This window comes from Aeromonas sp. R2-1, from assembly GCF_040908425.1.
In the GTDB taxonomy this organism is placed as follows: Bacteria; Pseudomonadota; Gammaproteobacteria; order Enterobacterales; family Aeromonadaceae; genus Aeromonas; species Aeromonas caviae.
Map to the genome: position 1 here is coordinate 1 of NZ_JBFODR010000041.1, position 14563 is coordinate 14563.

The window sequence follows — 14563 nt, forward strand, 5'->3', positions numbered from 1 at the left end:
CGTTCAATCTGAGCCATGATCAAACTCTTCAATTTAAGTTTGGTTGCTTCGAAAAGCGGCTCAATGAATTGCTGAATTAACTGCTGCAACTAAAAGTTGCTTTGGTCACTTCATCAGACATTGAAAATCAAAAATTGTTTTTGATGCTCGATGCTGTGAGTGCCCACACAGATTGCTTGATTCAAATTGTTAAAGAGCGTCACGCTTATCGCGTTGAGGAGGCGCATCTTACGCTCCTCACTTCGAAAGTCAAGCGGTTGTTTTCGCTTTTCTTTCGGCGCCACTTCCTAAGGAAGCTGGCTCATCAGGTTGGCGTGGTCCGCCGTGCTGGTAGGGGCGCATTATAGGGAGCTGAGCCGTGATGACAAGGGCTATTTTGCGAAAAATAGTCCTTTTTACCGTTTTGTGGCTCGAACGCCTACTTATCAAACAAAAAGCCCTGCTTACGCAGGGCTCTGGCCGCTTTGAATGACGTCGCTGTTACTTTTTTGACCAAAACTCACGGGCAAAGCCGCGCACCTCGTCCCAGTCGGTGAATTCCAGATCCTTGCTGGTATCCGTGCTGCCCCCGGTGATCTTCATGATCAACTGAATGATGCGGGTCTGCCACCAGTTGTAACGGGAGTACTGCAATGCCCCGGCAAACACCCCCAGAGTTTTGGGCTTCCAGGGAGAGAGGCGCAGAAACTTCTTCATGTAGGCGTTGGTCTGCGGCGTCTGCTTCTCGGGCTTGCGTGCCGTCAGGTTCACGCAGAAGAACGCCGCATTGGCTACTTCCAACTGTTCATGATGTGCGTGTATGAAGCTGAGCAGGCTGGGGTGGAAGTTACCATAGCGAATGGAAGCGCCAATCAACACCTTGGCATACTTGCTGAGGTTGCACATGGGCAGGGTGTGCAGGTCGTGCATCACCACTTCGCATCCTGATATTTCCTCCAGCATGACATCCACGATTTTCCGCGTTTGCCCGTCCCGGGAAGAATAAAGCACCAAAATCTTGTCCATACCAACCTCAACTACGCCAGAATGCAGGAGTAAACAGTACCAGAAGTGTGAAGATTTCCAATCGACCAAACAACATGGCCACGATCAATATCCACTGTGCAGTGGCCGAGATATTGCCGAAGTTGGCCGACACCTCCCCCAGACCCGGCCCCACGTTGGTGAATGCCGCAGCCACGGCGGAGAAGGCCGTCACTTCGTTCAGCCCCGTCATCAGCAGCAACAGCATGAAGATGAAGAACAGGATGATGTAGGTGGCAAAGTAGCCCCAGACCGCTTCCACGATCCGTTCCGGTACGGCACGGCGTCCCAGCTTCAAGGTGTAGATGGCCCGCGGATGCACCAACCGTTTGAGTTCACGCATCCCCTGCAGGAACAGGATCATGAAACGCATCACCTTGATGCCCCCCCCGGTACTGCCGGCACAACAGCCGATGAAGGCAGAGAACATCAACAGCATGGGCAGGAAGGAGGGCCACTCCGCATAGCTGGTGGTGCTGTACCCCGTGGTCGTGCCCAGAGACACCGCCTGGAACAGGCCATGGTTGAGCGCATCCTGCCAGGTATCGTAGTGGCCGTGGAACAGCAGAGAGACGAAACAGATCAGCACCAGCACGCACTGGATGCTCAGAAACACCTTGAGCTCGGAGTCACGCAGATAACTGCTCACGCGCACCGGCTTGTGGGCAAACACCATGAAGTGCAGCGCGAAGTTGACGCTCGCCAGCAACAGGAACACCACTGTGATCAGGTTGATGGCCGGGCTGTCGAAGAAACCGATGCTGGCGTCGTGGGTCGAGAACCCCCCAACCGACAAGGTGGAGAAGGAGTGGCAGATGGCATCGAACAACGTCATCCCCGCCATCCAGTACGCGAGAGCGCAGAGGGAAGTCAGCAACAGATAGATGAACCAGAGCGCCTTGGCCGTCTCGGCGATGCGCGGGGTCACCTTGTTGTCCTTGACGGGCCCCGGGATCTCGGCGCGATAGAGCTGCATGCCCCCGATACCCAGCAGTGGCAGCACGGCCACCGCCAGCACGATGATCCCCATGCCACCGAGCCATTGCAGCAGCTGGCGGTAGAAGAGAAACGCCTTGGGCAGATTGTCCAGCCCGGTCAGCACCGTTGCGCCCGTGGTAGTCAGGCCGGAAAACGACTCGAAAAATGCCTCCGAGACCGACATGTTCGGCACGTCGCTGATGATGAAGGGGACGGCACCCACGCTCCCCAGCACCACCCAGAACAGCACCACGATGAGGAAGCCTTCCTTGGACCTGAGTTCCTTTTTCTGGTGGCGGTTGGGGAACCAGAGCAGGAGGCCGAGCAGGAGGGCTATGACGAAGGAGTTGACGAACTCGGTACCACCGCCATCACGATACCCAAAAGCGACCATCGCGGGCAGCAGCATGGTCGAGCTGAACAGGGCAACCAGCAGACCGACGATACGAATGATGCTCAGAATCTGCATTCCGGCTCCCTCTTCAAACTAAAAGAGCGATGGATTCTAGCCATCTAAGGGACGAAGGGATACCCGACCCTGGGTCCGGTCGGTCAATTCCTGTGCGATACGGGCCCAGAGCGCAGACTCCCACGCTACCTGAAGGGTGACGCTGGCACCATAATCGGCCACCAGCAACTGCCCTTGATGGGCAGAGATGAGGGACTCCACGGCCCCCATGTCGGTGTAGTCACACTGGATCACGGAAGAGGTCAGCTGACGCTTGATACAAGTTTCAAGTTGCTTGAGTGCTGCCCCCACACCACCGCCATAGGCCTTGACCAGGCCACCGGTCCCCAGCAGCACGCCACCGTAATAGCGCACCACCACGGCGGCGACTTCACCCAGACCGGCCCCCATCAACTGGGCCAGCATGGGTTTGCCCGCCGTGCCCGAGGGTTCGCCATCATCACTGAAACCATAAACCTGGCTGTCTTGCGGGACGCCGGCGACAAAAGCCCAGCAGTGATGCCGGGCTCCCGGGTGTTGCTGTTTGATCTCGTCTATCCAGGCCTTGGCGGCCTCGACGGTCGGAGTGTGGGCGATGTAGGTAATGAAGCGGCTCTTCTTGATCTCCTCGCTCACCTCCAGTGGGGCTGCCGGTATGGGGTAATCCGTCGCCATCAGAGCCCTGCTTGTCTGGTCAGGTTCTCCACCCCGTTGGCATGCAGCACCACGTTGTCCTCGATGCGAATGCCACCATAGGGACGCAGCGCCTCCACCTTGTTCCAGTTGATCCGCTTGCCCTGCTCACCCTGGCGCAGCGGCTCCAGCAGGCTGTCGATGAAGTAGAGACCCGGCTCGATGGTGAACACCTGGCCCACTTCCATCACCCGGGTGCAGCGCAGATAGGGGAACTGCTCGGGGGCCGCCAGGTGGGTGCCGCGCTCATCCTGCATGAAGCCGCCGGCATCGTGTACCTGCAGGCCGAGGAAGTGACCGAGACCGTGGGGGAAGAAGACATTGGTCACCCCGGTGTGGATCATCTCGTCCACCGACATGTCTACCAGTTCGGTGGCTTGCAGCAGGCGCGCCAGCCTGTGGTGCATCTGCAGGTGCAACTCGCTGTAGCGGCGGCCCGGCTTGATCTCGTCGATGATCTCCTGTTGCTGTGCATCCAGCGCAGCGATCAGATCGGCGAACTCACCGCGGCGCCAGGCCCAGGTTCGGGTAATGTCGGAGGCATAACCGTGCACGTCCACACCGGCATCGATGAGGAAGGAGTAACGCTCCGCATCCGGCACCCGCTGGGTGGAGAGATGGGTGTAGTGCAGGATGGCCGCATTGCGGTTGATGGCAACAATGTTGCCGTAGGGCGCCTCATTGGCCCCCTGTCCGACCGCCTTCATGTAGGCCAGGTTGATCTCGAACTCGCTCGCCCCCGCCATGAAGGAGTCCTTGGCCGCGATGTGGCCGCGTACGCCGATGCGGTTGGCATCGCGAAGACATTCCAGCTCATAGGGCGTCTTGTAGGCACGGTGGTAGTGCAGGTAGTTGAGGACCGCCTCCGGATTGGGCTGACCCAGTCCCAGCAGCTCGGCCACTTCCAGATGGCCACCTAGATAGGCCCACTCCTGCTTGTTGGCCGGCAGGTGATCGGCAACCTGCTCCGGGCGAGTCAGGAAGCGAATGTCGAAGAAGTCGACCCAGAAGGCGTTGGGCAACTCCGCCACCTTGTGCCAGAAGTCCACCGGCCGGTAGAACAGCAGCACCGGCTTGCTCATGCCATCCACCAGCAACCAGCAGTGAGGGTTGTCCAGCACCGGCAGCCAGGCCTTGAACTGGGGATTCACCTTGAAGGGATAATCCTGATCATCGAGGAAGATGCGGTGGGTCTGGCCGGAGTGGATGGCCAGACCGCTCAGTCCCTGCTGTTGCAGTATGTCGCGGGTACGCTGCTGAAGGGTGTCGAGATGCTGGGCAAAAAGTTGGCTGTAACTGCTCATGGCGTCCTGCTCCGGGCGAATGTGACTTCAGCATAACATCAAGCGAATCAAGGCTCGAGCCACCCGGCTTTCGCTTCGTGAGGTAACGCATAGGTTACAGGCTTTTTGTTATTAACATAAAACAGACAATTAACAAACAAAGAACAATTCAATACACTGCCCACAGACAGTAGATATCAGCCGTCAGGAACGACTCATGCAAAACCTTTGTCTGTGGACACCGGCTCAGGACAGGATGCAGCACTCCAACCTCCACCAGTTCATGGCCGAGGTCAATCACTTCCATGGTCTGCAACTACGCAGCTATGCCGACCTGTATCAATGGTCGGTGGAGAAGACCACCCGCTTCTGGCCACTGGTGTGGCAGCACTGCGGCGTCAAGGGCGAGCTTGGCAACATTGTGGCGGAGAACCGCCAGGATATGCAGCGCGCCCGCTGGTTCCCCGACAGCCGGCTCAACTTCGCCGAGAACCTGCTGCGCCGTCAGGATGAGAGCCCGGCCATCATCTCCCGCATCGAAGGGGCCCCAAGCCGGACCCTGAGCTGGCATGAGCTGGCAGATCAGGTCGCCCGCCTGGCCCAGTGGCTTCGCAGCCAGGGCATAGGCCGGGGTGATGTGGTCGCAGCCTACCTGCCCAATATCCCGGAAACCGTGGTAGCCATACTGGCAACCACCAGCCTCGGCGCGATCTGGACCTCCACCAGTCCCGATTTTGGCGAGGCCAGCGTGGTGGAGCGCTTCGGCCAGACCCGTCCCAGGGTGCTGTTCGCGGTGGATGGCTACCGCTACGGCGGCAAGGCAATCGACATTCAGGACAAGGTGGCCAGCGTCGTCGGTCAGCTCGACAGCATAGAGCAGACGGTGATGATCCCCCTGCTCGGCAACCCGCTGCAGCTTGGCCACGACTGGCAGCAATTGCTGGCAAGCCAGCATGATGCCCAGCTCACCTTCGAGCCCATGGCCTTCAACGATCCGCTCTACATCCTCTACTCCTCCGGCACCACTGGCAAACCCAAGTGCATCGTGCACGGCATCGGCGGTACCCTGCTGCAACACCTGAAAGAGCACCAACTGCACTGTGACATCAAGCCGGGGGAGCGGATCTTCTACTTCACCACCTGCGGCTGGATGATGTGGAACTGGCTGGTAAGCGCCCTCGCCTCCGGCGCCACCCTGGTGCTCTACGATGGTTCCCCCTTCTACCCGGATGGCAACGTGCTGTGGGATCTGGCACGGGACGAAGAGGTCGCCCTGTTCGGCACCTCGGCCAAGTATCTCGATGCGCTGCACAAACAGGGTTATGCCCCCATCAATACCCACGACCTGCCTGCCTTGCGCCTCATCTGCAGCACCGGATCCGTGCTGTCGCCGGAGGGGTTTGACTACGTTTACCAGCAGATAAAGCAGAATGTGCAGCTCAGCTCCATCTCTGGCGGCACCGACATCTGCTCCTGCTTCGTCATCGGCAACCCCTTGAGCCCCGTCTATCGCGGCGAGAGCCAGGGGCGCGGCCTCGGTCTCGCGGTGCAGGTATTCAACGAGGCGGGCCAGCCGGTGCTGGGTGAAAAGGGCGAACTGGTCTGCACCAAGCCGTTCCCGGCCCAGCCCATCTACTTCTGGGGGGACGAAAACGGCGACAAGTACCACGCCGCCTACTTCGAGCGGTTCGACAACATCTGGTGCCACGGGGACTGGATCGAGCTGACCCCGACTGGCGGCATCCTGTTCTACGGCCGCTCCGATGCGACCCTCAACCCGGGCGGCGTGCGCATCGGCACCAGCGAGATCTACCGCTATGTAGAGCAGCTGGACGAGGTGGAAGAGAGCATCGTCATCGGCCAGCAATGGAAACAGGACGAGCGGGTGGTGCTGTTCGTCAAGCTCAAGGCGGGTTGCAAGCTGGACGACGGACTGCGTGAGCGGATTTGCCAGCAGATCAAGCGGCACTGCACCGCCCGTCATGTGCCTGCCCGCATCCTGCAGGTGGATGCCATCCCCCGCACCAAGTCCGGCAAGATAGTGGAGCTGGCGGTCCGGGAAGTGGTGCACAACCGCCCCGTCAACAACACCCACGCCCTCGCCGATCCCGAGGTATTGAACCAGTATCGCAATCGGCCGGAACTGGCCAGCTGATAACACGCTCATCTCCATCGGAGGCGCCGCAAGGCGCCTCTTTTTTGCCCGTTTTGTGATGAAGAGCTTTTACTCGATAACTGTTAAACAAATGTTTTAAATAGGTGTTGAAAATGTCTCCTTTTGGATCAATAGTGAGCCTCGCCCCCTGCTGGGGATAAAGGAGCACCATTCCCCACAGAGTGGGAACAAGGAGACACTCTCATGATCTACCAAGGCGAAACCCTGACGGTCAGCTACCTCGAAGACGGCATTGCCGAGCTGAGGTTCGATGCCCCGGGTTCAGTCAACAAGCTGGATCGCGCTACCCTGCTCTCCCTGAGCGAAGCGATCGCCGCATTACAGCAACAAGCCGATTTGAAGGGTCTGATCCTCACCTCCGGCAAAGACGCTTTCATCGTCGGCGCCGACATCACCGAATTCCTGGAACTGTTCGATCTGCCGCAAGAAGACCTGCTCGGCTGGCTGAAAAAGGCCAACGACATCTTCTGCGCCATCGAAGATCTGCCGGTGCCCACCCTCTCCGCCATCAAGGGCCATGCTCTGGGCGGCGGCTGCGAGACCATTCTCTCCACCGACTTCCGGCTGGCCGACACCACGGCCAAGATCGGCCTGCCCGAGACCAAGCTCGGCATCATGCCGGGCTTTGGCGGCACCGTCCGTCTGCCGCGGGTGATCGGTGCCGACAACGCGCTGGAGTGGATCACCACCGGCAAGGATTACCGTGCCGATGACGCCCTCAAGGTGGGCGCCATCGACGCCGTGGTCGCCCCGGACGCGCTGCACAGCGCCGCCGTGCAGATGATCAAGGACGCGATCAAGGGCAAGCTGGACTGGCAGGGCCGCCGTGCCGCCAAGAAAGCGCCGCTGCGCCTCTCCAAACTGGAAGCCATGATGAGCTTCACCACCGCCGCCGGCATGGTTGCCGCCGTGGCGGGCAAACACTATCCGGCCCCCATGGCCGCCGTGAAGACGGTGGAAGCCGCCGCTGGCATGGGCCGTGACGAAGCGCTGGCCGCCGAGGCCGCCACCTTCATCAAATTGGCGAAAACCGACGTGGCCAAGGCGCTGGTCGGTATCTTCCTCAACGATCAACACATCAAGGCGCTGGCCAAGAAGGCCGCCAAGCAGGCAAACAAGGCCACCGGCCATGCCGCCGTGCTGGGTGCCGGCATCATGGGGGGCGGCATCGCCTACCAGTCTGCCAGCAAAGGCATCCCGGCGGTGATGAAGGACATCAACGAGAAGGCGCTGGCACTTGGCATGAATGAGGCCACCAAGCTGCTCAACGGCCAGCTCGAGCGCGGTCGCATCGACGGCATCAAGATGGGCCAGGTGCTCTCCGCCATCACGCCGACCCTCAGCTATGACAACGTCAAGCATGTGGACGTGGTGGTCGAAGCCGTGGTCGAGAACCCGAAAGTGAAGGCGGCCGTGCTGAGTGAAGTGGAAGGCGTGATCGGCGAAGACGCCGTGCTCGCCAGCAACACCTCCACCATCCCCATCTCCCTGCTGGCCAAGGGACTGAAGCGCCCCGAGAATTTCTGCGGCATGCACTTCTTCAACCCGGTGCACCGCATGCCACTGGTGGAGATCATCCGCGGCGAGCAAACTTCCGATGAAACCATCAACCGCGTGGTGGCCTACGCCGCCGCCATGGGCAAGTCCCCGGTCGTGGTCAATGACTGCCCCGGCTTCTTCGTGAACCGCGTGCTGTTCCCCTACTTCTTCGGCTTCAACAAGCTGGTCGCCGATGGCGCCGACTTCGCCGCCGTCGACAAGGTGATGGAGAAGGAGTTCGGCTGGCCCATGGGCCCCGCCTACCTGCTGGACGTGGTCGGCATCGACACCGGCCACCACGCTGGTGACGTGATGGCGCAGGGTTTCCCGGCACGCATGAGCAAGGAAGGCCACACCGCCATCGACGTGATGTACGAAGTGAGCCGCTTCGGTCAGAAGAACGGCAAGGGCTTCTACGCCTACGAGCAGGACAAGAAGGGTAAACCGAAGAAGGTGGCCGACGCCGCCAGCTACGAGCTGCTGGCCCCCATCGCCAAGCCGAAACAGGATTTCGACAAGGACGCCATCATCGCCCGCATGATGATCCCTATGATCAACGAGGTGGTGCTCTGTCTGGAAGAGGGCATAGTCGCCACGCCAGCCGAAGCCGACATCGCACTGGTCTACGGTCTGGGCTTCCCTCCCTTCCGCGGCGGCGTGTTCCGCTATCTGGACACCATTGGTCTGGATCGCTACGTGGCCATGGCCGACCAGTATGCCGACTTGGGCCCGCTCTACCGCGTCAGCGACAAGCTGCGTGAAATGGCCGCCCAGGGCAAAACCTTCTACTGATTGCGGAAAGGAGATCCATTCATGAAAGACGTAGTCATTGTCGACTGTATCCGGACCCCCATGGGCCGGTCCAAGGGCGGCGCCTTCCGCAACGTGCGTGCAGAAGACTTGTCCGCGCACCTGATGAAATCCATCCTGCTGCGCAACCCCAACCTCGACCCGAACGAGATCGAGGACATCTACTGGGGCTGCGTGCAGCAGACCCTGGAACAGGGCTTCAACATCGCCCGCAACGCCGCGCTGCTGGCCGGCATTCCCAAGCAGGTGGGGGCAGTCACCGTCAACCGCCTGTGCGGCTCCAGCATGCAGGCGCTGCATGATGCCTCCCGCGCCATCCAAGTGGGTGACGGCGACATCTTCATCATCGGTGGCGTCGAACACATGGGTCACGTGCCCATGAGCCACGGCGTCGACTTCCACCCCGGCATGGCCAAGTCGGTGGCGAAAGCCTCCGGCATGATGGGGCTGACCGCCGAGATGCTCGGCAAGCTGCACGGCATCAGCCGTCAACAGCAGGACGAGTTTGCGGCCCGCTCCCACCGCCGTGCCCACGCCGCCACCGTGGAAGGGCGTTTTGCCAAGGAGATCGTCGGGCTGGAAGGGCACGACGCCAGTGGCGCCCGCTTCTTCTACGACTATGACGAGGTGATCCGCCCGGAGACCACGGTCGATGGCTTAAGCCAGCTGCGCCCGGTGTTCGACCCGGTCAACGGTACCGTCACCGCCGGCAGCTCCTCGGCCCTGTCCGATGGCGCCGCCGCCATGCTGGTGATGAGTGCGGACCGTGCAAAGGCCCTCGGCCTCACGCCCCGCGCCAGGGTGCGCGCCATGGCCATCGCCGGCTGTGACGCCGCCATCATGGGTTACGGCCCGGTGCCGGCCACCCAGAAAGCGCTCAAGCGAGCCGGGCTGACCGTCGGCGACATCGACCTCTTCGAGCTGAACGAGGCGTTTGCCGCCCAGTCCCTCCCCTGCGTGAAGGATCTGGGTCTGCAAGACCTGGTGGACGAGAAGGTGAACCTCAACGGTGGCGCCATCGCCCTGGGTCATCCGCTCGGCTGCTCCGGTGCCCGCATCTCCACCACCCTGATCAACCTGATGGAAGAGAAGGACGCCACCCTGGGAGTCGCCACCATGTGCATCGGCCTGGGTCAGGGCATCGCCACCGTGTTCGAGCGGGTGTAAGTGAATCACTCCTGACCGCTCACCGGTCAGGGACGCCGCCTCGGGGCGGCAACAACAGACAGAAGGCGGCCCTGCTTCCCGGCACAGCGGCCCCATCACGAATACCGGGTCGGCCTGCCGACCCTGCTGTCGAGTCTGTGGAACGCGCCACACGGGGTGCGCTCCTGCCGTCGGAATCTGCGTGTTGGCCGGCCCGTTTGGGTCGGCCTTTTTTATTCTTTTCCCGCGATCGGGGCCAATCCTGAGGCTATATTGCCCATAACTTCACATTAGAGGGGGGGCTTGCTTGCTTTTTGCTCCCCCGACAGGTTCAATCTGCACAAAAAAATGGGTGGATGCACATACATATGTCAACGAGCAAACAACTGCTTATCGTCGACGACGATCGGGAGATCCGCGAGCTGCTCAACGAGTACCTGACCCGGGCCGGTTTCGAGGTACTGACCGCGGCCGAAGGGAACGAGATGCGCCAACAACTGGCCCAGCACAGCCCGGACCTCATCATTCTGGACATCATGATGCCCGGCGACGACGGCTTTACCCTCTGCCAGCAGATACGCCGCGACTCCCAGGTACCCATCATCATGCTGACCGCCGCCTCCGACGAAGCGGATCGGGTGATCGGTCTGGAACTTGGCGCCGACGACTACATCGCCAAGCCGTTCAGCCCGCGCGAACTGCAGGCCCGCATCAAGGCGCTGCTGCGCCGCGCCGAATTCCGCCAGCCGGAGAAAGAAAAGGAACCGAGCCGTCGGCTGCGCTTCGCCGAGTGGACCCTGGACACCCTGAGCCACCAGCTGACCCACGAAGATGGCAGTCTGCTGGATCTCTCCGGCAGCGATGCCCTGCTGCTCGGCATGTTCCTGCAGCAGCCCGGCGTGGTCCTGGACAGGGATACCATCTCGGACGCCACCCGCGGTCGCGAGAGCCTGCCCATGGAACGCGGCATCGATGTGCAGATCAGCCGCCTGCGCCAGAAGCTGGGTGACAACGGCAAGAGCCCGCGCATCATCAAGACCATTCGCGGCAGCGGCTACATGCTGATCGCCGAAGTCCACGAGATCCCGTAACAGACAGACGCTACGGCGAGACCTTGAACGGGCAGAAGAGAGACCCATCACGGGCAACGGCAAGGCACAGAGGTAAGCACCCCATGCTGATCGACAAGAGACACACGCTGCCATGACGGGGCAGAAGTTCTGGCGGGCCCTGGTGCCCCGCTCCCTGCTGTCGCGGATGCTGCTGCTGTTGCTGCTCGCCATCCTGCTCTCCCAGACCATCCTCACCGGCATCTGGATGCAGCAGATCCAGAAGCGGGAGCTGGAGGGCATGCTCAGCACCACCCGCAACCTGGCGCTGTCGGCGGCTTCCACCGTCAACTTCTTCAAGTCCCTGCCCCTGCAATACCGCCACATCGCCCTGGATCAGCTGCGCAACATGGGGGGCAGCCGCTTCTTCGTCTCCCTGAACGAGGAAGAGATCCACATCAGCGCCATCCCCGACAGCGAGCGCAAGACGCTGGTGCTCAAAGAGGTGCAGGAGGTGCTCAGCCGCAAACTCTCCGACGCCATGGCGATCAAGGTGGATTTCTCCCGCCCCGAGGAGCTGCACGTCTTCAACAACGACACCCTGCTGGCGGATCTCCCCTCCTCCTGGGCCCGCTACACCCTGTCCCTGGAGCCCATCAATCCGCCGGTGCTGGTGACCCAGATCGAGATAGAACCGGGGGAGTGGCTCTATCTGGCGGCCCTGCTGCCCGCCCCCTACATGACGCTGGATGACACCGTGATGCCGAGCAACCAGGTGCGTTTCATCGCCCTGATGACGGTCTTCCTCTGCTTCTTCACCTTCATGCTGGTGCGCTGGCAGACCCGCCCCCTGCGTCGCCTCGCCAAGGCGGCGGTCAACCTCGGCAAGGACATCGACCAGCCGTCCCTCAAGGAGGAGGGTGCCTCCGAAATCGTGGCGGCGACCCGCGCCTTCAACATCATGCAGCAGCGCATTCGCCGCTTCATCGACGATCGGGAGCGCCTCTTCAGCTCCATCTCCCACGACCTCAAGACCCCCATCACCCGGCTGCGACTGCGGGTCGAACTGCTGGACGACGAGGTGCAGATCGCCAAGTTCAACAAGGACCTGGACGAGCTGGAGCTGATGGTCAAAGGGGCGCTGCAGACGGTCAAAGAGACGGACATTCACGAGAACCTCGAGCAGATCGACGTCAACGCCCTGCTGGAGCAGATGGCGGAGGCCATGAACCTGCACGAGGATCTGCTCACCATCGAGGGGCACTGCAAGTGGCCCTATCGCGGCAAGCTGCTGGCCCTCAAGCGCTGCATCGGCAACCTGGTGGACAACGGCATCAAGTACGGCCAGAAGGTGCGCATCATCATCATGGATGACGAGGAGTTGTTGATCCTCTTCATCATGGACGAGGGGCCCGGTCTGCCGGACGATCAGTTCGAGCGCATCTTCGAGCCCTACTACCGCCTCAGCACCGATGCCGCCGGCACCGGGCTGGGCCTTGGCATCGCCCGCAACATAGCCCACGCCCACGGCGGCGACCTGGTGCTGGAAAATCGCCCCCAGGGCGGCCTGCAGGCCACCCTCTCCCTACCAAGGCAGTAATGTATGAAGTGGTTGTCTTTTTCTGTCATCGCCCTGCTCTCCCTGCCCGTCTGCGCCTCCCAGGTGGAGGTATTGCACTGGTGGACCTCCGGCGGCGAGGCCAGGGCCGTGGAAGTGCTCAAGTCCGAGTGGGCCGAGCAGGGCAACCAGTGGAACGACTTCGCGGTACAGGGGGGCGGCGGCAAGAGCGCCATGACGGTGCTCAAGAGCCGGGCCCTGGCGGCCAACCCGCCGGAGGCGGCCCACCTCAAGGGGTTCGAGCTGCACGAGTGGGGCAGCCTGGGCTTTCTGCGCGATCTCACCCCCATGGCCGAGCACCTCGGCTGGTACCCTCAGCTGCCCCCCATGGTGCGCGATACCCTCAGCCAGAACGGCGCCCTGATGGCGGTTCCCACCGGCATCCACCGGGTCAACTGGCTCTGGCTCAACCGCAAGGTATTCGAGCGACAGGGGCTCAAGCCCCCCACCGACTGGGCCCAGTTCGTGGCGGTGGCGGACCAGCTCAAGGAGCAGGGCATCACCCCCCTCGCCATCGGTAACGAACCCTGGCAGATCGCGGTGCTGTTCGAAACGGTGGCCCTCGGCGAAGGGGGCAAGACCTTCTATCGCAAGGCCTTCCTCGAACAGGACAGCGCCACCCTGACCGGCCCAGACATGGTGCGGGTGCTGACCCGCTTCCGGCAGTTGCGCGCCTATGTGCCCGAGAAATACGCCGGTCTGAAGTGGCACCAGGCCACCAACCTGCTGGAGAGCGGCGGCGCCGCCATGCAGGTGATGGGGGACTGGGTGAAAGGGGAGCTGAGCGCCGGCAACTACCGCCCCGGCGAGGATATCGAGTGCCTGCCAAGCCCGGGCAGCCAGGGGCTGTTCAGCTACAACCTCGACTCCATCGCCATGTTCAAGCAGCGGGATCCCGCCCAGTTGCAGGCCCAGGGCGAGCTGGCCAGGCTGTTGATGACGCCGCGCTTTCAGGAGGAGTTCAACCGGGTGAAGGGCTCCATCCCGGCGCTCATCAAGCCGGACATGAGCAAGTTCGATCGCTGCGCCATCCGCTCCTATCAGGACTTCCTCCACGCCGAGCAACAGGACAACCTGCTGCCCAGCATGGCGGAGGGGATGGCGGTGCCCACCAACATGCGCCAGGGGATCATGGATGTGCTGAGCAGCTTCTTCAACGACGCCAGGGCCAACCCCGAGCAGACGGCGCAGCAGCTGGAGCGCGCCATGCGCTCGACCCGTTCCGGCGCGGAGCAGAAATGACAAAGGCGGACATCGTCCGCCTTTGAGTGCCGAGAGCCAGGCTCTCAGGAGGGATCGTTCTCGTCCTCATCCTCGTCGTAGTAGTCGCTGAGCTCGATCCAGAGCCCCAGTCCGATCATCACCATGGAGCCGAACCAGGTACCGGTATTACCGATCGGGCTGCCCAGCACTATCATGGCGAACGACAAGAACCCCATGCCTGCGTAGGCTTGCAATCTGCCGTAGGAGACCTGCATATTCACACCTCCTTGTTGAATATGGTTCAATTTTTATATTACTCATCGAGCGAAGCCTGGGTAGAGCCGGTTCACATTTTGGTAGCATATGCTGCATAACCGCCCCGTGGTTTGATTATTTTTTCGCCGTGAGTATCATTGCTGGCCGAATTGGTTGAAGGTTGATTATTGATGAGTGCTTTATTCTGCGGCGCAACCCACGAGCTGGACGCAATCGGGCTTCGTTACCCCGAACCCGTGATGACGATGGCGCGCAAGAAGGTGCGGCTGAAGGTTGATTATTCATGAGTACTGTATTCTGCAATGCGACCCACGAGCTGGA

General features: G+C 61.3%; 11 protein-coding genes and 1 pseudogene. 7 read left to right on the top strand and 5 right to left on the bottom strand.

Annotated features, from left to right (window positions below; genetic code table 11):
- Positions 1 to 480: 480 nt before the first annotated feature.
- From hemG to pepQ, 4 genes are read right to left on the bottom strand one after another with little or no spacing between them, the layout of a single operon-like run.
- Positions 481 to 1005, bottom strand: a complete 525-nt coding sequence (hemG, locus tag AB5Y80_RS15185; RefSeq protein WP_368173149.1) for a menaquinone-dependent protoporphyrinogen IX dehydrogenase — start codon at positions 1003 to 1005, stop codon at positions 481 to 483.
- Positions 1006 to 1012: 7 nt separating this feature from the next.
- Positions 1013 to 2470, bottom strand: a complete 1458-nt coding sequence (locus AB5Y80_RS15190; protein WP_039041357.1) for a TrkH family potassium uptake protein — start codon at positions 2468 to 2470, stop codon at positions 1013 to 1015.
- 36 nt (positions 2471 to 2506) lie between these two features.
- Positions 2507 to 3124 carry a YigZ family protein gene (locus tag AB5Y80_RS15195; RefSeq protein ID WP_183149092.1) on the bottom strand — a complete coding sequence of 206 codons (618 nt, stop codon included), beginning with the start codon at positions 3122 to 3124 and terminating at the stop codon, positions 2507 to 2509.
- Entirely contained in the window at positions 3124 to 4446 is a 1323-nt protein-coding gene (gene pepQ, locus AB5Y80_RS15200; protein WP_323922677.1) for a Xaa-Pro dipeptidase, read from the bottom strand. Before pepQ ends, AB5Y80_RS15195 begins: the two co-directional genes overlap by 1 nt.
- Positions 4447 to 4642: 196 nt before the next feature.
- Between pepQ and AB5Y80_RS15205 the strand changes: the two genes are divergently transcribed.
- The 6 genes from AB5Y80_RS15205 to AB5Y80_RS15230 all read left to right on the top strand — a co-directional run bounded on the left by AB5Y80_RS15205 (position 4643) and on the right by AB5Y80_RS15230 (position 14005).
- The gene (locus tag AB5Y80_RS15205; RefSeq protein WP_368173150.1) at positions 4643 to 6580 is read left to right on the top strand and encodes an acetoacetate--CoA ligase; all 1938 of its coding nucleotides are present in this window, start codon (positions 4643 to 4645) and stop codon (positions 6578 to 6580) included.
- Positions 6581 to 6784: 204 nt separating this feature from the next.
- On the top strand, positions 6785 to 8932 hold the full coding sequence (gene fadB / locus AB5Y80_RS15210) for a fatty acid oxidation complex subunit alpha FadB (RefSeq protein ID WP_368173151.1): 2148 nt from the start codon (positions 6785 to 6787) through the stop codon (positions 8930 to 8932).
- On the top strand, positions 8933 to 10117 hold the full coding sequence (fadA, locus tag AB5Y80_RS15215) for an acetyl-CoA C-acyltransferase FadA (protein ID WP_368173152.1): 1185 nt from the start codon (positions 8933 to 8935) through the stop codon (positions 10115 to 10117). It abuts the gene before it with no gap.
- A gap of 347 nt (positions 10118 to 10464) precedes the next feature.
- Entirely contained in the window at positions 10465 to 11187 is a 723-nt protein-coding gene (locus AB5Y80_RS15220) for a response regulator (protein WP_010672413.1), read from the top strand.
- A 112-nt stretch (positions 11188 to 11299) separates the two neighbouring features.
- Complete coding sequence (locus AB5Y80_RS15225) at positions 11300 to 12745, top strand: ATP-binding protein (RefSeq protein ID WP_368173153.1); 1446 nt, start codon at positions 11300 to 11302, stop codon at positions 12743 to 12745.
- Between the two features lie 3 nt (positions 12746 to 12748).
- Positions 12749 to 14005: an ABC transporter substrate-binding protein gene (locus tag AB5Y80_RS15230; RefSeq protein WP_368173154.1), complete on the top strand. Its 1257-nt coding sequence runs from the start codon at positions 12749 to 12751 to the stop codon at positions 14003 to 14005.
- A gap of 44 nt (positions 14006 to 14049) precedes the next feature.
- Here the strand turns inward: AB5Y80_RS15230 and AB5Y80_RS15235 are convergent, their stop codons facing one another.
- Positions 14050 to 14241: a hypothetical protein gene (locus AB5Y80_RS15235; RefSeq protein WP_010672410.1), complete on the bottom strand. Its 192-nt coding sequence runs from the start codon at positions 14239 to 14241 to the stop codon at positions 14050 to 14052.
- Positions 14242 to 14412: 171 nt separating this feature from the next.
- Here AB5Y80_RS15235 and AB5Y80_RS15240 point away from each other — a divergent pair.
- Positions 14413 to 14511: pseudogene (locus AB5Y80_RS15240) on the top strand (sulfurtransferase TusA); the annotation flags it as partial.
- Between the last annotated feature and the right edge of the window lie 52 nt (positions 14512 to 14563).